Genomic DNA, 20,267 nt, shown 5'->3' with positions numbered 1-20,267 from the left:
GGTCAAGCCCGGGCAGGACAATGGTGATTGCGGAAAGATGTTGGGTTCGAAGGCGAACCCAACCTGCTCACTGTCACCGTATTTCAGGCTCGGTCAGGCATAGCGAAAGCTGCTGCTGCAGTTCTGCCGATCGGAGATCCCGGCCGATGAAGACCAGCCGGTTTCGCCTGGCTCTCGCGGCGTCCTCCTCGATCGAGAAGCGCGAGCCCACGAGGTGGAAGATGTAGCGCTTGTCGTTCTCCGCGATCCACACGAAGCCCTTGGCGCGAAACACGCCGGCGACCGCCGGGCTTTCGAGGAAGGCCTGGAACCGCTCGAGATCGAAGGGCCGATCGCTCTCGAACGCCGTCGATTCGAAGCCGTCCTCCTCGATGTGATGATGATGCGGATGATCCGTCGCGGCATCCCCCGGCCGGAAGGCGTCGATGCCGAGAACCGCGTCGAGCGGCACCCGCGACTGCACCGTCGGCACGATCCGCGCATGCCTGGCCAGGGCCCGGATCTCACGCTCGATCCCGGCCAGCCGGTCGCCCATGACGAGATCGCTTTTGTTGAGCAGGATCACATCGCCATGGCGAAGCTGGTTCTCCGCCGCCTTGCTGCGGAACAGGCCGGTGGCGAAATTCGCCGCATCCGCCAGCGCGATGATCGCATCGATCCTCGTCCGGTCCCGAAACTCGGTCCGCAGGAACGTCAGCGCGACGGGCAGGGGATCAGCGATCCCCGTCGTCTCGACGATCAGATGATCCACCGGCTCCGGCCGGTCGATCACCCGGAGGATCGCCTCCACCAGGTCGTTGTTGATCGAGCAGCAGATGCAGCCATTGCTGAGCTCGGTCATGTCGCCGTCGGTGGTGACGATCAGCTCGTTGTCGATGCCGATCTCGCCGATCTCGTTGACCAGCACCGCGGCCTTGAACCCCTGCCGGTTGGCCAGGATGTGGTTGAGCAACGTCGTCTTGCCGCTGCCGAGAAAGCCGGTGATGATCGTCACCGGCAGCCGCGCCGCCCCAGGGCTCAACGCGCCAGGACTCAACGTGTCAATTCCAGGCTCTGGTCGAACCGGTAGGTCGTCCCGATCGCCGACTGGCTCACCGCATCGCCGAACGCATCCGCCAGCGCATGCAGGGCCCGCCATCCCGTGCAATGGCCGGTGATGATGTTGGCGATCCCGAACGGCCTGAGCCCTTCGACCGTGTCCGGAATGATCCGCTCCATCACCCCGCCCAGATGCAGCCCGCCCATCACCGCGAAGATCGGGATCTCCGGGAACAGGGCGCGCACCTCGGTGCAGACATTGACGATCCCGGCATGCGAGCAGGCGCTGAACACGATCAGCCCGAGATCCCGCACATGCGCGACCAGCATCCGCTCGTCCAGCAGCAGCGGATCCGGATGCCATGGATCATTCGGCCCGCGCCGCGCAAGATGGTCGACGCGCCCCTTCTCGAACGACGAGACCCGCGGGATCTCGCCGCTGTAGTAGAAATGCCCGTCCAGCAGCAGCCGGGCGTCGCCGTCATTGACCACGGCCGCTCCCTGCGCCTGGAGCCCGGCCGGCGTCGGCACATCGGCCACCTGGATGACCGACCCGTTCTGCAGCAGCACGCCGCGCTGGTTGAACATGCCCGGATTGACATGCACCGTCGGGGTGCCGCCGCCGGCCCGGATCGCATCGACCGCCGCGGGCAGCGCGCCCATATGGTCCCAATGGCCATGCGTGATCGCGATCGCCTCGATCCCGCCGAGCTCGATCCCGAGATTCCGGCAGTTCCGCTCGAAGGTCGCCCCCTCAGGCCCGGTGTCGAACAGGAGATGGTGCTCGACCGCGCCGACCTTGGAGATCAGCTGCAGCCCAAAGCCGAGATTGGCGTTCAGCAGCGTCTCGCCGGAGATGATCGTCGCCCCCGCCCGCACCACATTGGCGAATTCCGATACGGCGGACAGCGCCTTGCTGACATAGGTGTCGCTGACATTGTCGGTCAGCACGTCGACGACGAGGGAATCGAGCGGCACCGGCACGATGGCGGAACGACCCTGGCTTGCATCCGTCACTGCAGCACCTCCGGTCATCAGGCTTGGGCACAAGACTCATAGGACGTTATGGGTCCGGCGCCCGCCTGGTCAAGCCGCAGGCAGCCCACCGCTCACCCTTCCTCCTCCACCGCCGGCAGGCAGCCCAGCAGCCAGCCGCGGAAGGCGCCGGCGGCGGGGGACAGGCGGCGGCCCTCCGGCATCGCCAGCCAGTACCAGTTGCGCGGCACCGTCACGTCGAACAGCCGCACCAGCCGGCCGGCGGCGATGTCGCGGGCGCAGAGCACGTCGTCGCCCATGGCCACGCCCTGGCCGGCCATGGCGGCGTCCAGCGCCAGCGCCACGTCGTGGAAGCGCGGGCCGCGGGTGGCGTCGATGCCGGTGATCCCCGCCGCGGCCAGCCACAGCGACCAGGTCTGGGCGCTTTCGTCGTGCAGCAGGGTCTGGCCGCGCAGATCCGCCGGCTGCTTCAGCGATGCCGCCAGGGCCGGGGCGCAGACCGGGTAGTCCATCACCCGCACCAGCTGCTCGGCCACCACGCCGGACCAGCCGCCGCGGCCGTAGCGGATGGCGAGGTCGGTCTGCTCGGCCCGCAGGTCGGCCAAGCGCTGGGTCGGGTCGAGCTCGATGTCGATGCCGGGATGGCTCAGCCGGAAGTCGCCCAGCCGCGGCACCAGCCAGCGCCCGGCGAAGGCGGGCTCGACCGACAGGCGCAGCCGGCCGCGCCCGGCCTCGGCCGAGATCGCCACCATGCCCTGGGACAGCCGATCGAAGGCGTCGGCGACCACGGCGGCGAAGGCCCGTCCGGCCTCGGTCGGCGCCAGGCCGCGGCCCTCGCGCAGCAGCAGCGGCACGCCCAGCCGCGCCTCCAGCCCGCGGACATGGCGGCTGATCGCGGCATGGCTGACGCCGAGCTCGACCGCGGCGGCGGTGAAGCTGCCGCGGCGGGCGGCGGCTTCGAAGGCGCGAACGGCGTTGAGCGGCGGCAGCGGGCGCATCGCCCATCTGTAACTTTTCCTTACAGATGCTGCAAGGGAACGGCGTTTGTGCCGAGGCGGGCGAAGCGGCAGAGTCGAGGCCAGCCCAGGAGGCGACCATGTTCCACCATCTGCTCGACGCCTATCTCACCGTCTTCGCCCCCGCGCCGCGCCGCGCCCCGGTGCTGCCGGAGGAGTGTCGCGCCGAGATCCTGCCGCCGCTGCCGATCGGCCGGCGCCGCAGCCGCCCGTCGCGGCGGCCGATGGTGATCGGCCGGCCGTGACCCTGTTCCCGCTCGAGGGCGGCTGCCTGTGCGGCGCCGTGCGCTACCGCATCGACGGGCCGGTCGAGTCCGTCGACTACTGCCATTGCCGGATGTGCCAGAAGGGCACCGGCAATCCGGCTGTGGCCTGGGCGACCGGCCCGTTCGAGGGCTTCCGCTGGACCAAAGGGCAGCCGCGCGGCTTCCGGTCGTCGCCGATCGGGCGGCGCTGGTTCTGCGCCGATTGCGGCTCGCCGCTAGCCTTCGAGGGCTTCGAGCCCGAGGGCAAGACCATGGGCGTCACTTTGGCGACGCTGGACGACCCGACGGCGCTGCAGCCGCGCCAGCACGCCTGGATCGGCACCCGCATCCCCTGGCATGCGATCGACGAGACCTTGCCCCAGTATGAGGATGAGGGGCCGGCGAGCGGGATCTGACCGCTACGCCTTCGCCGGCGCCGCGCCGTTGCGGCTGCCCGGCAGGCGGGCGAAGACCAGGACGTTGCCGAGCAGCACCAGCGCCACCCCGGCCACCGCCGCCGTGGTCCAGACATAGCCTTCCAGCACGGCCGAGATGTTCAGCGCCACCAGCGGGAACAGCACGCTGGAATAGGCCGCCTTGTCCGCCCCGATGCGGCCGACCAGCGTCAGATAGGCCAGGAAGGCGACCACCGAGCCCGGGATGGCGAGGTACAGCAGCGCCCCGACATAGGCGGGCGACGGGTCGAAGCGCCAGGGCGTGCCCTCCACCAGCACCACAGCCAGCAGGATCAGCGTGCCGTAGAGCATGCCCCAGGCGGTGGTGGTCCAGGGCGTCAGGCCGCGCCGCCGGTGCATCACGGCGAAGACGTTGCCGATGCCGAAGCCCATGGTGCCGGCCAGCGCCAGGCCGAGGCCGTACAGCATCTGGAGGTCGAGCTGCGCCGGGTCGATGCCGAACAGCAGCCACAGGCCGGCCAGCCCGACCGCGCCGCCGGCCAGGACGCGCGGCTTCAGCGGCTGGCCGAGCGCGATCCGGCTGAACAGCGCGGTCCAGACGCTGCCGGTGGAGAAGGCGACCGCGACCAGCCCGCTCGGGACATAGGCCGAGGCGTGGTAGACCAGCAGGAAATTGCCGCTGAACAGTGCCAGCCCCTGGCCGAGGCAGACCAGATGGTCGCGGGGGCGCAGGGTCTCGCGCCGGCGGGTGATCAGCAGCAGCGCCGCCATCACCGCCGCGGCCAGGGCGAAGCGGTAGAGGATCGACAGCTCCACCGGCACCGGGCCGATCTGGTAGTGGATGGCGATCCAGGTGGTGCCCCAGATCAGGACGACGAGCAGGTACAGGGCGGCGGTCATGGCGGCACACGGGTTCCGGAGTCTCGCCCTTACCCTGCGCCTGCCGGCAGCGCCGGGATTGCACGTCCTTGCGCAGTTTCCGCGCGGCCCCTGGCCGGCGACGGGGCGCGGGCCTAGAGTCCGGACACCATGAACCGGCCCGGACCGAGGATCGACGAGACCCCGCTGCAGCGTCTGGCGGCGCGCTACGGCGTGGCCGAGGCGCTGGCGACGTCGCGCGCGGTCTTGGAGCGCACGGTCGAGATCGGCGACGGCTTCACCCTGGCGGAGTGGTGGAACGCCCACGACACCACCGGCTACCACGCCCCCGGCCACCACACGCTGAGCCTGTACCTGGAGGGCGGCGAGGGCACCCAGCGCATCGGCTTCCCCGGCCGCTTCGGCGGCCCCGGCCGGTTCTGCCTGCTGCCGGCCGAGCATGAATCGCATTGGGTCCTGACCCGGCCGATGCGCTTCCTGCATTTCTATTTCGACCGCGGCGCCCTGGCCGCGGCCGGCGCCGCCGCGCACGACGCCGACATCCGCGAGACCACGCTGCCGGACGACACCTTCTTCGACGACCCGGACGCGGCGCGGCTGATGGCCGGGCTGATCCGGCTGGACTGGAGCGACGCCAGCGCCCGGCTGGCGGCAACCCAGAGCGGGCACGAGCTGTTGGCCCATCTCGCCGGCCGCAGGCTGCGCCGCCGCCCCTCCCCCGCCCTCGACGGCGGCCTGGCCCCGCATGTCCGCCGCCGGGTGCTGGAGCTGGTCGAGGCGGCGCTGGACGAGCCGCTGACGCTGGGCCGGCTGGCCGCCGCGGCCGGGCAGTCGGAGTTCCATTTCGCCCGGATGTTCCGGGCCTCGGTCGGGCTGCCGCCGCACGCCTATGTGCTGGCCCGGCGGCTGGACCGCGCCCGCCGCCTGCTGGCCGAGAGCGACCGCCCGCTGGCCGAGATCGCCGCCGCCTGCGGCTTCAGCCATTCGAGCCACCTGACCCGGCATTTCCGCGCCGCCTTCGGTGGCCCGCCGGGTGCCTGGCGGACGGCCGTGCGCGGCTGAATCCGGCTTCACCCACTCCCGGACCGAAGTCATAGTGATGGAAACGGGGGAGAACAAACGATGCGGTGGAGTCTGTGCCTGGCCTTCGGCCTGGGGATGCTCACGGCCGGCCCGGCCTCGGCCCAGGCGACAGTAGAGGAGGCAGCAAAGCTCAAGGCGGTGCTGGAGGCTTGGATGCCATCCGGCGAGGACCTCACCCCGGCGGAGGCCGACTACATGATCGAGAAGCTGCCATCCGCCCTGGTCATCGGCCGCTGGCAGGTGGAGCCCGACGGCGACGGATATCGAATCCAGGTTCCAGGCGGCAGGGCCGTGCTGACCAAGGGCTTCGAACCGCTTCTCGCCCGCGCCATCTTCGCTTGCGACCCCGGACAGATCCGCGCAACCCCGACGGCGACCGGCACCTATGTCGTGAACAGCGACGCGGCCTGGAACTGCCGCCTGGAGAGACCTGACGGCACGGTATGGACCATTGCCTCCGAGAGCCAGCGCACCACCGGCTCGATCGATCCCGGCAACCCGGCGAGCGCATCGGTCGACATCGTTTTCGACGGCGTGACGGTGGGAGGCGACGGGGCGAGCGAACCGGCGAAGATCGATCGCCTGATCATCTCCGGCGGCCGCAAGGCGGCAGCGAGCGGGCGCTCGGACGTCACCGGCCGCTATACGCTGGAGGGCTTCTCATCCCCCTCCCCGAGCGGCACCGGCACGATTGCCGCCGCTCGGATCGTCTACGACGTCGGGGCCGAGAACGCCGATATCCCGGCGTCGACCAGCGCCACGATCGCACTGGCCAGGCACCTCGCCGGACTGACCGGCGACGCCGCCCGGACGGCCGGCGACGACCCTGTGGTGCGGGCCCTGCAGGACAAGTTGCTCGGCGGTTCCGGCCGGACATCCCGCCAGGAGCTCAGGGTAGAAGGGCTGATCGTCGGAACGCCCGCGAGAACACTCCAGGTCGATACCATTGCCTTCGGCGCTGCTCTGAGCGACCTCGACCGCAGCGGGACGCGCTTCACCATGCGGCTGGACACCAAAGGCGCGGCGATCGATCCGCCAACCCCCTACAATCCCTGGTTTCCATCCGAGAGCACGGCTCAGCTCACGATCGAGGACATGCCGCTCTGGCAGATCGTCGGGGATTCGATGCTGCCGGGCGAGCGCGATCCAGCCGTGGTGTCGCGGCTGGTCTCGGAATCCTCGATGCGCGTGCATATCGAGTCCGTGCATTTGTCGGCGCCGGAAGCTGCGCTCGATCTCGGCGGCACGATCGCGTCAGCGCGCGACGCCGTGCGCGGGCAGACGGGCAATCTCCAGCTGCGCCTGACCGGCATCGACGGGCTGGTCAAGGCGCTGCAGGCCGACCCCAAGGCCAGCCAGGCCGCGGCGGGGCTGACCATGCTGCAAGTGCTGGGCCGCCAGACCACCCTGCCGGATGGCCGGTCGGCGCGCGACTATGAGATCGTGATCGACCCGTCCGGTAAGGTCCTGGTCAATGGCGCCGATGTGCAGGCGCTGGTGCCGAAAGACCTGTGATCAGACGCCGTAGTAGCCGCGGTACCATTCGACGAAGCGCGGGATGCCGACCTCGATCGGGGTCGAGGGACGGTAGTCGACGGCCGTCTCCAGTTCCTCGACATCGGCATAGGTCTCCGGCACGTCGCCGGGCTGCAGGTCGCGGAACAGCTTCTGCGCCTCGCGGCCCAGCGCCCGCTCCAGCACCGAGATCATGTCCAGGAGCGCCACCGGCTTGGTGTTGCCGATGTTGTACAGGCGGTAGGGCGCGGCGCTCGAGGCCGGGTTCGGCCGGTCGCCGGACCAGGCGGGGTCGGGCTGCGGCACCCGGTCCAGCACCCGGGCCACGCCCTCGACCAGATCGTCGACATAGGTGAAGTCGCGCAGCATGTGGCCGTGGTTGAACACCTCGATCGGCCGGCCTTCCAGGATGGCGCGGGTGAACAGGAACATCGCCATGTCCGGCCGGCCCCAGGGGCCGTAGGCGGTGAAGAAGCGCAGGCCCGTGACCGGCAGGCGGTAGAGATGGCTGTAGGAATGGGCCATCAGCTCGTTCGCCTTCTTGGTCGCGGCGTACAGGCTGAGCGGATGGTCGACATTCTGGCGCACCGAGAACGGCATCGCCGTGTTGGCGCCGTAGACCGAGCTGGAGGAGGCGTAGACCAGGTGGCGCACGCCGTGGTGGCGGCAGCCCTCCAGCACGTTGACGAAGCCGACGACGTTGGAGTCGACATAGACCTCCGGGTGGGTCAGCGAATGCCGCACCCCGGCCTGGGCGGCGAGATGCGCCACCCGGCCCGGCTTCACCTCGGCGAACATGTCGGCCATGCCCGGCCGGTCGGCGATGTCGAGCCGGCGGAAGGCGAAGCCCGGGCGCTCGGCCAGCCGCTCCAGCCGCGCCTCCTTGAGGTGGACGTCGTAATAGGGGTTGAGATTGTCGATCCCGACCACCCGATGCCCGGCGTCGAGCAGCCGCCGGGCCAGGGCGAAGCCGATGAAGCCGGCGGCCCCGGTGACCAGGATCGGCTCGGCGGTGGGGGCAGGCATCTAGAGGCTCCAATAGGCCAGGCGGGGCGGCACGCTCGCCGGATCCAGCGCCGATTTCACATCCATCACCAGGCCGCCCTCGCGCAGGCAGGCCCAGAGCTCGTCGCGCGACCGGTCGAGATAGGCCCGGTGCGGCACCGCCAACACCAGCGCGTCGAGGTCGCGGAAAGCGTCGAGAGCGGCGAGGTCGAGACCGTATTCGTGCCGCGCCCGCGCCGGATCGGCCAGCGGGTCGTGCACCAGCGGTTCGATGCCGTAGGAGCGCAGCTCGGCCGCGATATCCGGCACCCGGCTGTTGCGCAGGTCGGACACGTTCTCCTTGAAGGTCAGGCCCAGGATGCCGACCCGGGCGCCGAGGATGGTGCGGCCCTGCCGCGCCAGCACCTTGACCAGCTTGGCCCCCAGGAAGGCGCCCATCTGGTCGTTGATGCGGCGGCCGGCCAGGATCATCTCCGGCCGGTAGCCCACCGCCTCGGCCTTGGCGGTCAGGTAGTAGGGGTCGACGCCGATGCAGTGGCCGCCGACCAGGCCGGGCTGGAACCTCAGGAAGTTCCATTTGGTGCCGGCGGCGGCCAGCACCTCGGCCGTGCGCAGGCCCAGCCGGTCGAAGATCATCGCCAGCTCGTTCATCAGCGCGATGTTGAGGTCGCGCTGGGTGTTCTCGATCACCTTCGCCGCCTCGGCGACGCGGATCGACGGCGCCCGGTGCAGCCCGGCCGGGACGATGGCGCCATAGGCGGCCGCCACCCGCTCCAGCGTCGCCTCGTCCTGGCCCGACACGACCTTGACGATGCGCTCCAGCCGGTGCTCGCGGTCGCCGGGGTTAATCCGCTCCGGCGAATAGGCCAGGGCGAAGTCGATGCCGGCGCGCAGGCCGGAGGCGCGGGCCAGGGCCGGGCCGCACACCTCCTCGGTGGCGCCGGGATAGACGGTGGATTCGAACACCACCACGGCGCCGGGGGTGAGCGCCCGGCCGATGGTCTCGCAGGCGCGCAGCAGCGGCCCGAAATCCGGCCGGCGCTCGGAGTCGATCGGGGTCGGCACGGTGGCGATGAAGAAGCCGGCGCCGGCCAGGTCCGCCGGGTCGGCGGTGACGGCAAGGCCGCTGCCGGCGAGATCCGCGGCCTCGACCTCGCCGGTGACGTCATGGCCCTCGCGCAGGGCGGCGACCCGGGCCGGATCGATGTCGAAGCCGATGGTGCCGGGAAAGCGCCCGGCGAAAGCCAGCGCCACCGGCAGCCCGACATAGCCGAGCCCGATCACGGCGATGCGTTCGGCGCGGGCAGCGGCCGACGGACCCTCGCTCATGCCGCCGACCGGCGGGCGCGGCGGCGGCGCTTGGGGGCGGCGGGGAGGGGCTTGGCGACCGGGTCGGCCAGCACATCGCCCAGGGTCTTGCGGATCTGCGCCAGCTTGGCGTCGTGCTCGACCTTCAGGCCGAACACGTCCTTGACGTAGAACACGTCGACCGCGCGGGCGCCGAAGGTCGAGATCTTGGCCGAGGAGATCTGCAGGCCGAGGCCGGTCAGGGCCCGGCCGACCGCATGCAGCAGGCCCGGCCGGTCGCGGCCGTTCAGCTCGATCACCGTGTGGGTGCGGCTGGCCTCGTTGTCGACCAGCACGCGCGGCGCGATCGACACCGAATGCAGCCGCGGATAGCTGCGGTGCCGCCGCTCCAGCTCGGCCGACATCTTCATCTCGCCGGACAGGCTGCGCTCGATCGCGATCCGCACCCGGGCCAGCTTCTCCGGCGCGTCGAAGGCGCCGCCCTCGACCGCGTCCTGGACCAGGAAGGTGTCGAGCGCCATGCCGTCGGCGAAGGTGAAGATCTTGGCCTCGACGATGGTGCCGCCGGAGACGGCGATGGCGCCGGCCAGGCGCGAGAACAGGCCGGGATGGTCGGCGGTGTGGATGGTCAGCTCGGCCACGGTGCGCTGCCGGTCGACCTGGATGTCAACCGCCAGCGGCTCGCCCTCCGCCTCCGCCGCACGCACCAGCCGGGCGTGGCGGGCCTGGGTGGCGCCGTCGAAGGCCAGCCAATAGCCGCGGCTGGCCTTGCCGGCATAGGATTCGACCGCCGCTGGCGGCCAGTCCGCCAGCGCCTGGCGCAGCAGGGTCTTGGCCCGGTTGACGCGATGCTCGACCCCGACCGCCTCGTCGGCGCCGGACAGCCGCTCCTCGGCCCTATGGTACAGCTCGGACATCAGCGTCGCCTTCCAGGCGGTCCAGCGGCCGGGGCCGACGGCGCTGATGTCGGCCGCGGTCAGCACCAGCAGCAGGCGCAGCCGCTCCGGGCTTTCCACCGCGGCGACGAAATCCTGCACCGTCTTGTCGTCCTCGATGTCGCGCTTGAAGGCGGTGTCGCTGAGCAGCAGGTGCCAGCGCACCAGCCACTGCGCCGTCTCGGTCTCCTCCGGCGTCAGGCCGAAGCGGGGGCCGAGCTTGCGCACCACGCGGGCGCCGAGCACCGAATGGTCGCCGCCGCGGCCCTTGGCAATGTCGTGGCACAGGAGGGCGACATAGAGCGCCCGGCGCGACCCAGTCTTGCGCATCACCTGGGTGGCCAGAGGCAGCGTGTCCGCCGCCTTGCCGGTCTCGATCTTGTGCAGGATGCCGAGCGCGAACAGCGTGTGCTCGTCGACCGTGTAGGTATGGTACATGTCGTACTGCATCTGCGCCACGACCCGGCCGAAATCCGGCACGAAGCGGCCCAGCACGCCGGCCTCGTTCATCCGCCGCAGCGGGATCTCGGGGTCCTGCTCCGCGGTCAGGATCTCGAGGAAGATGCGGTTCGCCTCCGGGTCGTCGCGCAGCCCGGCGATCAGGTCGATGTTGCGGGTGATCAGCTTCAGCGCCGCCGGATGGATGTCGAGGTCGCGCGCCTGCGCCACCCGGAACAGCCGGATGATGTCGACCGGATGGTCGCGCAGCGGCTTCTCGCCGGCCAGGCTGATGCGGTCGCCGTCGAGCGGCAGCCCGTCGACCATCGGCGCCGAGAAGCCCAGGAAGGCGAGGCCGCGCTTCGGCCGGCGCTGGCTTTCCGCCTCCAAGGCCGCGCAGAAGATCCGGGTCAGGCTGCCGACCTCCTTGGCGACCAGGAAGTAGTGCTTCATCAGCCGCTCGACGCCCTTGGCGCCGGCATGGTCGGTGTAGCCGGCGACGCGCGCCAGCTCCGGCTGCAGGTCGAAGGTCAGGCGGTCCTCGGCCCGGCCGGTCAGGTAGTGCAGGTGGCAGCGCACGGCCAAAAGGAAGCTCTCCGACCGGCGGAAGCGCCGCGCCTCCTCCCCGGTCAGCACGCCCTTGGCGACCAGGCCGTCGACATCGTCGACCTGGTACAGGTACTTGCCGATCCAGAACAGCGTCTGCAGGTCGCGCAGGCCGCCCTTGCCCTCCTTCACATTCGGCTCCAGCACGTAGCGGCTGTCGCCCATGCGGCGGTGGCGGCTGTCGCGCTCGCCCAGCTTGGCCTCGGTGAAGGCGGCGCCGGTGCCGGCCGTCACCTCCTCGATGAAGCGGCGGCGCAGCGTGTCGTAGAGCGACTGCTCGCCCCACAGCAGCCGCGTCTCCATCAGGCTGGTGCAGATGGTGGTGTCGGTGCGGGCCAGGCGCAGGCTGTCATCGACCGAGCGCACCGAATGGCCGACCTTCAGCCCGAGATCCCACAAGAGGTAGAGCATGTACTCGACCACCTGCTCGACCCGCGGGTTGCGCTTGTAGGGCAGCAGGAACAGGAGGTCGATGTCGGAGAACGGCGCCAGCTCGCCCCTTCCGTAGCCGCCGACCGCGGCGACGGCGAAGCGCTCGCCCACGGTCGGGTTCGACACCGGGAACAGCCGCGACACGGTGAGCGAGGCCAGCGCCCCGATCAGCACATCCATCAGCCAGGCGGTTTCGGCGACGCAGGCATCGGCCGACTCTGTCTCCTCGACGAAGCGGCGGCGGATCACCGCGCGGCCGGCGGCCAGCGTCTCGCGCAAAGCCGCCAGGATCTCGGCCCGCTGCGTCTGCGCGTCACCGCGCGTATCGCCCGGGGCCATCGCCTGGTTGAGCCGCTGCTCCAGCGCCGCCGGATCGACGATGTCGAGCGGCGCCTCGATGGTCTCGCCGCCACGCCGGGTCGCGGCCGGCGCCGGGACCGGCTCGGCGGCGGTGGCGCCGTAGGGCAGGAAGCGGCGGAGGCGGCCACGAAGGCCGGGGCGGGTGATGGTCTCGTCGGGCATGATTTGTCTTAAATGAGCAACGCCTTCAAAGCATACAACCGTTCGAGCGCTTCGCGCGGGGTCATCGCATCGGGGTCGAGCGCCGACAGCGCGGTCTCGAGCTCGGACGGGCCGGCCGGCGCCGCCGGGGCGGCGGCCGGACGCGCGGCCGCGGCCGAGAACAGCGGCAGGTCGTCGACCAGCCGGGCGACGCTGCGGCCTTCCTTGCCCACCTCGAGCGCCTCCAGCACCTCCTGCGCCCTTCCGACCACGGCGGCGGGCAGCCCGGCCAGCCGGGCGACATGGATGCCGTAGGAGCGGTCGGCCGTGCCCGGCGCCACTTCGTGCAGGAAGACGATGTCGCCCTGCCACTCCTTGACCCGCATGGTGTGGCAGGCCAGCCGGGGCAGCCGCGCCTGCAGCGCCGTCAGCTCGTGGTAGTGGGTGGCGAACAGGGCCCGGCAGCGCGTGGTCTCGTGCAGGTGCTCGACGCAGGCCCAGGCGATCGACAGCCCGTCGAAGGTGGCGGTGCCGCGGCCGATCTCGTCGAGGATGACCAGCGCCCGCGGGCCGGCCTGGTTCAGGATCGCCGCAGTCTCCACCATCTCGACCATGAAGGTGGAATGGCCGCGGGCCAGGTCGTCGGCGGCGCCGACGCGGCTGAACAGGCGGTCGACCACGCCGATTTCGGCCTCCTCCGCCGGCACGAAGCCGCCCATCTGGGCCAGCACCGCGATCAGCGCGTTCTGGCGCAGGAAGGTCGATTTACCGGCCATGTTCGGGCCGGTCAGCAGCCACAGTCGGCGGTCTTCCGACAGGTCGCAGTCATTGCCGACGAAGGGGCCGCCCTGCGCCTCGGCCAGGGCGATCTCGACCACCGGGTGGCGGCCGCCCTTGATCCGGAAGCCGGTATCGCCGGTCACCTTCGGCCGGCAGTAGCGGCGCTCGACCGCCAGCTCGGCCTGCGAGGCGGCGACGTCGAAGCCGGCCAGGGCGCGGACGGCGCCGGAGATTGCCTCGGCCCGGCCGCCGACCTCGCCGACCAGGTCGGCGAACAGCCGCAGCTCGAGCGCCAGCGCCTTGTCCGCCGCCTCGCCGATCGACCGCTCCAGCGTGCCGAGCTCGACCGTGGTGAAGCGCATCGCCGAGGCCATGGTCTGGCGATGGATGAAGGTGCCGACATGCGGCGGCTGCAGCAGCTTGTCCGCCTGGTTGGCCGAGACCTCGATGTGATAGCCGATGACGTTGTTGTGGCGGATCCGCAGGGTCGAGATCCTGGTCTCGTCGACATAGCGCTGCTGCAGCGCCGCGATCAGGCGGCGGGATTCGTCGCGCAGGGTGCGGACCTCGTCCAGCTCCGGCAGGTAGCCCGCGGCGATGAAGCCGCCGTCGCGGATCAAGAGCGGCAGCTCCTCGGCCAGGGCCCGGGCCAGCCGGTCCACCAAGGCGTCATGCTCGCCGAGCTCGGCCGCGGCGCGGGACAGGAGCGGCGGCAGCTCGAGGAGGAAGCGGGGCGCGCCCAGCCGCTCGCGCAGGGCTCCGCCCTGGCGCAGCGCGTCGCGGATCGCCGCCAGGTCGCGCGGGCCGCCGCGGCCGAGGCCGAGCCGGGTCAGCGCCCGCTCCGCATCCGGGCAGGCGCGCAGCAGCGTGCGCAGGTCGTCGCGCAGCCGACCGTCTTCGACCAGCGCCTGGACGGCGTCGAGCCGCTCGGCCACCGCCTCGGGATCGGTCAGCGGCGCCGCCAAATGGCCCGCCAGCAGCCGGGCGCCGGGGCCGGTGACGGTGCGGTCGATCGCAGCCAGCAGGCTGCCGCGGCGGTCGCCCGACAGGGTCCGGGTCAACTCCAAGTTGCGGCGGGTGGCGACGTCGATCTCCATCACCGCGCCGCGCGGCAGGCGGCGCGGTGGCGACAGCCGCGGCAGCGCCTTCTGGGTCAGCTGGATGTAGTCGACCAGGGCGCCGGCGGCGGCGACCTCGGCCCGCTCGAAGCTGCCGAAGGCGTCGAGCGTGCCGACCCGGAACAGATCCTGCAGGCGGCGGCGGCCGTTCTCGCTGTCGAAGCGGGCGGAGGGCTGCGGCGTCAGCCGCATCTTCCAGTCGCCGAGCAGCTCGAACAGCTCCGGATTCTGCAGCACCCGCTCGGGCAGCAGGATCTCGCTCGGGTCGAAGCGGGCCAGGGCGGCGCCCAGCCGGTCGGGCGCCGTCGGCTCGGTCACCAGCTCGCCCGAGGAGATGTCGACCGCGGCGATGGCCAGGGTGCCGGCGACATCGGCCAGCGCCACCAGGTGATTCGCGGCGCGGGGTTCGAGCAGGCCGTCTTCCGTGACGGTGCCGGGGGTGACGATGCGCACCACCTCGCGCCGCACCAGGGTCTTGCCGGAGCGCTTGCGGGCGTCCTCCGGGCTTTCGGTCTGGTCGCACAGCGCCACCCGGAAGCCCTGCCGGATCAGCCGGGCCAGATAGGCCTCGTGGCTGTGCGCGGGGACGCCTGCCATCGGGATGTCCTCGCCCTGGTGCTGGCCGCGCTTGGTCAGGGCGATGTCGAGCGCCGCCGCGGCCTTGACCGCGTCGTCGAAGAACATCTCGTAGAAATCGCCCATGCGGAAGAACAGCAGGCAGTCCGGATGGGCCGCCTTGGCCTCCAGATACTGCGCCATCATCGGCGTGATGGCGGGATCGGTCGTCGCGGGGGTGCTGCTGTCGGGCAAGGCTGTCGACACGGGAATACGGGGATCGGATCGGCGAAGGCCGGACCGTAGCCCGGATTTGGTTCCGGTGAAAGAGAAGGGGAAGTCGAGGCCGCCGGTCAGGCGGCCTCGACTCGGTGCAGGATTCGCTGCAGCACCAGCTCGTCGCCCAAGGTTTCGCCGGTCTCGACGAAGCCCTCGGAGGCGTAGAGCCGGCGGGCGGCGGCGTTGCCCGGCACCACGCCCAGCAGCACCCGCTCGCTGCGGGGCAGCCGGTCCATGATGGCGAGCGTCGCCCGCAGGGCGGAGCGGCCGAAGCCGCGGCCCTGGTAGCGGACGTCGATCATCAGCCGGGTGATCCAGCGATGGCCGTCCTCGGGGTCCAGCGCATGCATGACGAAGCCGACCGGCCCGCCATGGAAGGCGTCACAGACGCCGAGCGCGGCGCACCAGGGCGAGCCGTCGGCCTCGGTGATCGACTCCGCATTGGAGGCGACGAAGCCCGACTGGTCCGGCGCGACCCGGAGCGAGCCGAACACGGCCCGGTCCTGCGCCGTGACCAGGGGGACAAGCCGCACCGCCGGCGCAGCCGGCTGGGGCGGCGCACGATATGCGTACATGATTGTAGTCCTATCCAGCGTCGAATGCCCCGCGGCCCGGGCGGCGACATGCGGTCGCGCCCGACCGGAGGCCGATGGACGAGGGTCGATCTATCGACGGGAAGCGGCGGAGCGGAACCCGATGGCCCCGCCCCGCGCCCGTATCAAGATCGTAGCCCGACGTCCCGTTTCAGATGCTCGCTCAGCGAGTCGGCATCGCGGGGTTTTCGGCGCGGCGTCACGAGGACGCGGCCCAGCTCCGCAAAGGCGACGACGACGAGCGACAGAGACGGACGGAAGGCACGCTTCTCGTTCGAGACGAACATGATGGTCTCCATGAGGTTTGGAGGTGGAAAAACCGTCCGGCCGACAACGGTCGGGCCGATGGGGGTCGGACGGGGCGACCCCGCCAAGCGTGATGCCGGGCGGAATGGGGTGGACGGTTGGAGGGACGATCGGATGCGGAGTCGTCGGAGGCGGCCCGTGAGGGACGTCCGGCGTGTCGGCAGCGATCAGGTCAGCGCAGGGAAGGTGTCAGGTCGTGAATCGACGAAGACTGATCGTGCAGACGTTCAGGCGGCCTTGCCGCGGGTAGCGAGAACGATGGTCATTGCACGATCCTCCCTGGAATTGGAGTAGGAGCGAGAGATACGGGATCGCCGCTGCGCTCCGCAAGCGCCTTTTCAACGGGTCGCGCGAAGATGGCGCGGCGTTGCATCAAAGCCACAGTCGGAAAGGCTTGACGGTCTATCCCGCCGAAGGGTCCATTACTCGGCCCGTCACGCCGCGCCGCTGGACATCATGACCAAGACCTCGCTCGACGACGATGCCCTCGCCCTGCACGCCCAGGGCCGCCCCGGCAAGCTTGAGATCAGCGCGACCAAGCCGCTGACCACCCAGCGCGACCTGTCGCTGGCCTATTCCCCGGGCGTCGCCGCGCCGTGCCTCAGGATCCATGCCGATCCGGCCACGGCCTACGACTACACGGCCAAGGGCAACATCGTCGCCGTGATCTCGAACGGCACCGCGGTGCTGGGCCTGGGCGACCTCGGCGCCCTGGCCAGCAAGCCGGTGATGGAGGGCAAGGCCGTCCTGTTCAAGCGCTTCGCCGATGTCGACGGCTTCGACCTGGAGGTCGACACCCGCGACGTCGACGAGTTCGTCAACTGCGTGCGCTTCCTGGGCCCGTCCTTCGGCGGCATCAACCTCGAGGACATCAAGGCGCCGGACTGCTTCATCATCGAGGCCCGGCTGCGCGAGCTCCTGGACATCCCGGTGTTCCACGACGACCAGCACGGCACCGCGATCATCGCCGCGGCCGGGCTGATCAACGCGCTGGAGCTGACCGGCCGCGACATCCGCGAGACCCGCCTGGTGCTGAATGGCGCCGGCGCCGCCGCCATCGCCTCGGTCGAGCTGTTCAAGTCGCTGGGCGTGCCGGCGCAGCACATCATCCTGTGCGACAGCAAGGGCGTGGTGTACCAGGGCCGCACCGAGGGCATGAACCAGTGGAAGGCGGCGCATGCCGTCGACACGCCGCACCGGACCCTGGCCGAGGCGGTCAAGGGCGCCGACGTGTTCATCGGCCTGTCGGTCAAGGGCGCCATGACCCAGGACATGGTCAGGTCGATGGCCGACCGGCCGATCGTCTTCGCCCTGGCCAACCCGGACCCGGAGATCGCGCCGGACGAGGTCAAGGCGGTGCGGCCGGACGCGATCATCGCCACCGGGCGGTCGGACTATCCGAACCAGATCAACAACGTCCTCGGCTTCCCCTACATCTTCCGCGGCGCGCTGGACGTCCGCGCCAGCACCATCAACGAGGCGATGAAACTGGCCGCGGCCCACGCTTTGGCCCGGCTGGCGCGGCAGGACGTGCCGGACGAGGTCGACAGCGCCTATTCCGGCCGCCGGCTGCGCTACGGCCCCGACTACATCATCCCGGTGCCGTTCGACCCCCGGCTGATCGAGGAGATCCCGCTGGCCGTAGCCGAGGCGGCGATGGAATCGGGCGTCGCCCGCAAGCCGCTCACCGATGTCGCCGGCTATCGCCAGAGCCTGCGCCGCCGCCTGGATCCGACCGCCGACAAGCTGCAGCTGATCTTCGACAAGGTCGCGTCGGCCAAGACTCGCGTGGTCTTCGCCGAGGGCGAGGAGGAGCGGACGATCCGCGCCGCCATCGCCTTCCGCGCCGCCGGCTACGGCACGCCGATCCTGATCGGCCGCGAGGAGCGGGTGCGTGAGACCATGGCCCGGATCGGCCTGCCCGAGGCGACCGTGGCCGAGCTGGAGATCCACAACGCCCGGCTGTCGCAGCACAATGAGCGCTATATCGACTTCGTCTATGGCCGGCTGCAGCGCCAGGGCCTGCTGCAGCGCGACGTGGCCCGCATGGTCAACCAAGGCCGCAACATCTTCGCCGCCTGCATGGTCGCGCATGGCGACGCCGATGCCATGGTCACCGGCCTGACCCGCAACTTCACCACCTGCTTCGAGGAGATCACTCGGGTCATCGACCCGGCGCCGGACCATGTGCCCTTCGGCCTGTCGATGCTGACGGTGCGCGGCGGCACGGTGCTGATCGCCGACACCACGGTGCATGAGCGACCGGACCCGGAGCTGCTGGTCGACATCGCCCTGCAGGCCGCGGCCAAGGCCCGGGCGCTGGGGCACGAGCCGCGGCTGGCCTTCGTCTCCTCCTCCAATTTCGGCCAGCCGATGCGCGAGTTCACCCAGCGCATCCGCGACGCGGTGACGATCATGGACGCCCGCGCCGAGGCCGGCGGGGTCGATTTCGAATACGACGGCGAGATGACCGCCGAGGTGGCGCTGGACTATGCGCTGATGAAGCGCCTGTACCCCTTCGCCCGCCTGTCCGGCCCGGCCAACCTCTTGATCATGCCGGCGCTGAACGCGGCCAATATCGGCGCCAAGATGATCCAGAAGCTGGCCGGCGCCTCGCTGATCGGGCCGCTGTTGTGCGGGCTGCAGAAGCCGGCGCAGGTGGTGCAGATGGGCGCGACCGTGAACGAGATCGTCACCGCGGCGGCGCTGGCCGCCTACGACGCCTTGGCTCAGAAGCGGTAAGAGACCGGCCCGCCGGTTTCGCTGCACCGCACAAAAAAGACGGGGCGATGCGCGGGGAGGGAATGGCTCGGCACTAGCCGCCGGGCGCGGACCGCATTATGGTCCGCGCCCGGAACCCCCGAGGACCACAGACCAGGGCCGACATGGATATCAGCAAGATCGCGGTCGGGGTGAACCCGCCCTTCGACATCAACGTCATCATCGAGAACCCCATGGGCGGGGTGCCGGTGAAGTACGAGCTCGACAAGGAATCGGGCGCGATGTTCGTCGACCGCTTCCTGCACACGGCGATGGCCTATCCGGGCAATTACGGCTTCATCCCGCACACCCTGTCGGGCGACGGCGACCCGGTCGACGTCATCGTCGTCGGCCGCCATGCCGTGATGCCCGGCGCGGTGCTGCGCGCCCGCCCGGTCGGCGTGCTGCTGATGGAGGACGAGGCCGGCGAGGACGAGAAGATTCTGGCGGTGCCGGTGTCGAAGCTGCACCCCTACTACGCCAAGGTGCAGAGCTACGAGGATTTGCAGGAGATCCTGCGCGACCAGATCTCCCATTTCTTCGCCCACTACAAGGACCTGGAGAAGGGCAAGTGGGTCCGCATCCTCGGCTGGGACGGCCCGCAGAAGGCGGCGGAGATGATCGTCGCCGGCATCGAGCGCGCCAAGACCGAGCAGAAGAGCGCCGCGGAGTAGAGCCATGAGCGCCGCGCCGTGACGGCATCGCTGGAGATCGCGGTCGGGGACATCACCCGGCTGCCGGTCGACGCGATCGTCAACGCGGCGAATGAGAGCCTGTCGGGCGGTGGCGGCGTCGACGGCGCCATCCACCGCGCCGCCGGCCCCGAGCTTCTCGCCGAATGCCGGACCCTGGGCGGCTGCCCGACCGGCGCGGCCCGCATCACCAGAGGCTACCGGCTGCCGGCGCGGCATGTGATCCATTGCGTCGGCCCGGTCTGGCACGGCGGCGGCCGGGGCGAGGACGAGCTCCTGGCCGGCTGCTACCGCGCCGCGCTGCGCCTGGCCCAGGACAATGGCTGCGCCGGCATTGCCTTCCCGGCCATCAGCGCCGGCATCTACCGCTTCCCCGCCGACCGCGCCGTGCTACTGCATGTCGAGACCATCAGCCACGCCCGCAAATTCCTGTCGGCCGCCCGCCTCGCCGCCCGCACCCGGCCAGTGGTGGTGATCCGGCCCGGACGCGGCGACGCGCGGGCCGGCGACGCCGACGGGCTGATCGGCCCCGACGCGGTGTACGACGCCGCCTTCCGCCGCGCCGGCATGCTGCGGGTGTTCGACCTGGCAGAGCTGTTCGACGCGGTAGAGACCCTGGCCAGCGGCCTGAAGGTGAACGGCGAAAGGCTGGCGATCCTGACCAATGGCGCCGGCCTCGGCCTGCTGGCCGCCGAGGCTTTGGCCGATTCCGGCGGGACCCTGGCCGTGCCGGCGCCGGCGACCCTGGCGCGGCCAGGGTCCCGCCGGAAT

General features: G+C 70.7%; 17 protein-coding genes. 7 read left to right on the top strand and 10 right to left on the bottom strand.

Annotated elements, in window-relative coordinates; translation table 11 throughout:
- Positions 1-73: 73 nt before the first annotated feature.
- The 3 genes from ACTOWL_RS33115 to gcvA form a co-directional block, all read right to left on the bottom strand.
- Positions 74-1,138: a CobW family GTP-binding protein gene (locus tag ACTOWL_RS33115; protein WP_441325566.1), complete on the bottom strand. Its 1,065-nt coding sequence runs from the start codon at positions 1,136-1,138 to the stop codon at positions 74-76.
- Positions 1,033-2,055, bottom strand: a complete 1,023-nt coding sequence (locus ACTOWL_RS33110; protein WP_441325558.1) for an MBL fold metallo-hydrolase — start codon at positions 2,053-2,055, stop codon at positions 1,033-1,035. The genes ACTOWL_RS33115 and ACTOWL_RS33110 overlap by 106 nt, the downstream gene beginning before the upstream one ends.
- A 92-nt stretch (positions 2,056-2,147) precedes the next feature.
- Positions 2,148-3,032 carry a transcriptional regulator GcvA gene (gene gcvA, locus ACTOWL_RS33105; protein WP_441325557.1) on the bottom strand — a complete coding sequence of 295 codons (885 nt, stop codon included), beginning with the start codon at positions 3,030-3,032 and terminating at the stop codon, positions 2,148-2,150.
- Positions 3,033-3,130: 98 nt separating this feature from the next.
- Between gcvA and ACTOWL_RS33100 the strand changes: the two genes are divergently transcribed.
- Positions 3,131-3,295, top strand: a complete 165-nt coding sequence (locus tag ACTOWL_RS33100; RefSeq protein WP_441325556.1) for a hypothetical protein — start codon at positions 3,131-3,133, stop codon at positions 3,293-3,295.
- Entirely contained in the window at positions 3,292-3,711 is a 420-nt protein-coding gene (locus ACTOWL_RS33095; protein WP_441325555.1) for a GFA family protein, read from the top strand. Before ACTOWL_RS33100 ends, ACTOWL_RS33095 begins: the two co-directional genes overlap by 4 nt.
- A 3-nt stretch (positions 3,712-3,714) precedes the next feature.
- Here the strand turns inward: ACTOWL_RS33095 and ACTOWL_RS33090 are convergent, their stop codons facing one another.
- The gene (locus tag ACTOWL_RS33090) at positions 3,715-4,611 is read right to left on the bottom strand and encodes a DMT family transporter (RefSeq protein WP_441325554.1); all 897 of its coding nucleotides are present in this window, start codon (positions 4,609-4,611) and stop codon (positions 3,715-3,717) included.
- Positions 4,612-4,740: 129 nt separating this feature from the next.
- Here ACTOWL_RS33090 and ACTOWL_RS33085 point away from each other — a divergent pair, with 129 nt between their 5' ends.
- Both ACTOWL_RS33085 and ACTOWL_RS33080 read left to right on the top strand, forming a co-directional pair.
- Positions 4,741-5,652 carry a helix-turn-helix domain-containing protein gene (locus tag ACTOWL_RS33085; protein ID WP_441325553.1) on the top strand — a complete coding sequence of 304 codons (912 nt, stop codon included), beginning with the start codon at positions 4,741-4,743 and terminating at the stop codon, positions 5,650-5,652.
- Between the two features lie 60 nt (positions 5,653-5,712).
- Complete coding sequence (locus tag ACTOWL_RS33080; RefSeq protein WP_441325552.1) at positions 5,713-7,188, top strand: hypothetical protein; 1,476 nt, start codon at positions 5,713-5,715, stop codon at positions 7,186-7,188.
- Here ACTOWL_RS33080 and ACTOWL_RS33075 read toward each other — a convergent pair whose 3' ends face one another.
- The 6 genes from ACTOWL_RS33075 to ACTOWL_RS33050 all read right to left on the bottom strand — a co-directional run bounded on the left by ACTOWL_RS33075 (position 7,189) and on the right by ACTOWL_RS33050 (position 16,025).
- Positions 7,189-8,214, bottom strand: a complete 1,026-nt coding sequence (locus ACTOWL_RS33075) for an NAD-dependent epimerase (protein WP_441325551.1) — start codon at positions 8,212-8,214, stop codon at positions 7,189-7,191.
- Positions 8,215-9,522: a nucleotide sugar dehydrogenase gene (locus ACTOWL_RS33070; protein ID WP_441325550.1), complete on the bottom strand. Its 1,308-nt coding sequence runs from the start codon at positions 9,520-9,522 to the stop codon at positions 8,215-8,217.
- Positions 9,519-12,434 carry a [protein-PII] uridylyltransferase gene (locus tag ACTOWL_RS33065; protein ID WP_441325549.1) on the bottom strand — a complete coding sequence of 972 codons (2,916 nt, stop codon included), beginning with the start codon at positions 12,432-12,434 and terminating at the stop codon, positions 9,519-9,521. The genes ACTOWL_RS33070 and ACTOWL_RS33065 overlap by 4 nt, the downstream gene beginning before the upstream one ends.
- Positions 12,435-12,442: 8 nt before the next feature.
- A complete protein-coding gene (gene mutS / locus ACTOWL_RS33060) occupies positions 12,443-15,073 on the bottom strand; it encodes a DNA mismatch repair protein MutS (protein ID WP_441325565.1) in 2,631 nt (876 codons plus the stop codon).
- 146 nt (positions 15,074-15,219) lie between these two features.
- The gene (locus ACTOWL_RS33055) at positions 15,220-15,720 is read right to left on the bottom strand and encodes a GNAT family N-acetyltransferase (RefSeq protein WP_441325548.1); all 501 of its coding nucleotides are present in this window, start codon (positions 15,718-15,720) and stop codon (positions 15,220-15,222) included.
- Positions 15,721-15,863: 143 nt separating this feature from the next.
- Entirely contained in the window at positions 15,864-16,025 is a 162-nt protein-coding gene (locus ACTOWL_RS33050) for a hypothetical protein (protein WP_186002653.1), read from the bottom strand.
- 475 nt (positions 16,026-16,500) lie between these two features.
- On the opposite strand from ACTOWL_RS33050, the gene ACTOWL_RS33045 reads away from it, so the two are divergent.
- The 3 genes from ACTOWL_RS33045 to ACTOWL_RS33035 all read left to right on the top strand — a co-directional run.
- On the top strand, positions 16,501-18,786 hold the full coding sequence (locus ACTOWL_RS33045; RefSeq protein ID WP_441325547.1) for an NADP-dependent malic enzyme: 2,286 nt from the start codon (positions 16,501-16,503) through the stop codon (positions 18,784-18,786).
- A gap of 143 nt (positions 18,787-18,929) precedes the next feature.
- Positions 18,930-19,478 (top strand): inorganic diphosphatase, encoded by a 549-nt coding sequence (gene ppa, locus ACTOWL_RS33040; protein ID WP_441325546.1) that lies wholly within the window; start codon positions 18,930-18,932, stop codon positions 19,476-19,478.
- Between the two features lie 18 nt (positions 19,479-19,496).
- The coding region (locus ACTOWL_RS33035) for a macro domain-containing protein (RefSeq protein WP_441325545.1) at positions 19,497-20,267 on the top strand (771 nt) is incomplete at its 3' end.

The sequence above is a fragment of the Inquilinus sp. CA228 genome, assembly GCF_052078665.1.
Classification (GTDB): domain Bacteria; phylum Pseudomonadota; class Alphaproteobacteria; order DSM-16000; family Inquilinaceae; genus Inquilinus.
This window is presented reverse-complemented; position numbering and strand designations above follow the sequence as displayed.

Bases quoted from the DNA above. Each gene is read 5' to 3' on its own strand.
- ACTOWL_RS33115 (WP_441325566.1), bottom strand. From the start codon at position 1,138: ATGGCGGGCCCTGCATGCGCTGGCGGATGCGTTCGGCGATGCGGTGAG.
- gcvA (WP_441325557.1), bottom strand. From the start codon at position 3,032: ATGCGCCCGCTGCCGCCGCTCAACGCCGTTCGCGCCTTCGAAGCCGCC.
- ACTOWL_RS33100 (WP_441325556.1), top strand. From the start codon at position 3,131: ATGTTCCACCATCTGCTCGACGCCTATCTCACCGTCTTCGCCCCCGCG.
- ACTOWL_RS33090 (WP_441325554.1), bottom strand. From the start codon at position 4,611: ATGACCGCCGCCCTGTACCTGCTCGTCGTCCTGATCTGGGGCACCACC.
- ACTOWL_RS33085 (WP_441325553.1), top strand. From the start codon at position 4,741: ATGAACCGGCCCGGACCGAGGATCGACGAGACCCCGCTGCAGCGTCTG.
- ACTOWL_RS33080 (WP_441325552.1), top strand. From the start codon at position 5,713: ATGCGGTGGAGTCTGTGCCTGGCCTTCGGCCTGGGGATGCTCACGGCC.
- ACTOWL_RS33075 (WP_441325551.1), bottom strand. From the start codon at position 8,214: ATGCCTGCCCCCACCGCCGAGCCGATCCTGGTCACCGGGGCCGCCGGC.
- ACTOWL_RS33070 (WP_441325550.1), bottom strand. From the start codon at position 9,522: ATGAGCGAGGGTCCGTCGGCCGCTGCCCGCGCCGAACGCATCGCCGTG.
- ACTOWL_RS33065 (WP_441325549.1), bottom strand. From the start codon at position 12,434: ATGCCCGACGAGACCATCACCCGCCCCGGCCTTCGTGGCCGCCTCCGC.
- mutS (WP_441325565.1), bottom strand. From the start codon at position 15,073: ATGATGGCGCAGTATCTGGAGGCCAAGGCGGCCCATCCGGACTGCCTG.
- ACTOWL_RS33055 (WP_441325548.1), bottom strand. From the start codon at position 15,720: ATGTACGCATATCGTGCGCCGCCCCAGCCGGCTGCGCCGGCGGTGCGG.
- ACTOWL_RS33050 (WP_186002653.1), bottom strand. From the start codon at position 16,025: ATGTTCGTCTCGAACGAGAAGCGTGCCTTCCGTCCGTCTCTGTCGCTC.
- ACTOWL_RS33045 (WP_441325547.1), top strand. From the start codon at position 16,501: ATGACCAAGACCTCGCTCGACGACGATGCCCTCGCCCTGCACGCCCAG.
- ppa (WP_441325546.1), top strand. From the start codon at position 18,930: ATGGATATCAGCAAGATCGCGGTCGGGGTGAACCCGCCCTTCGACATC.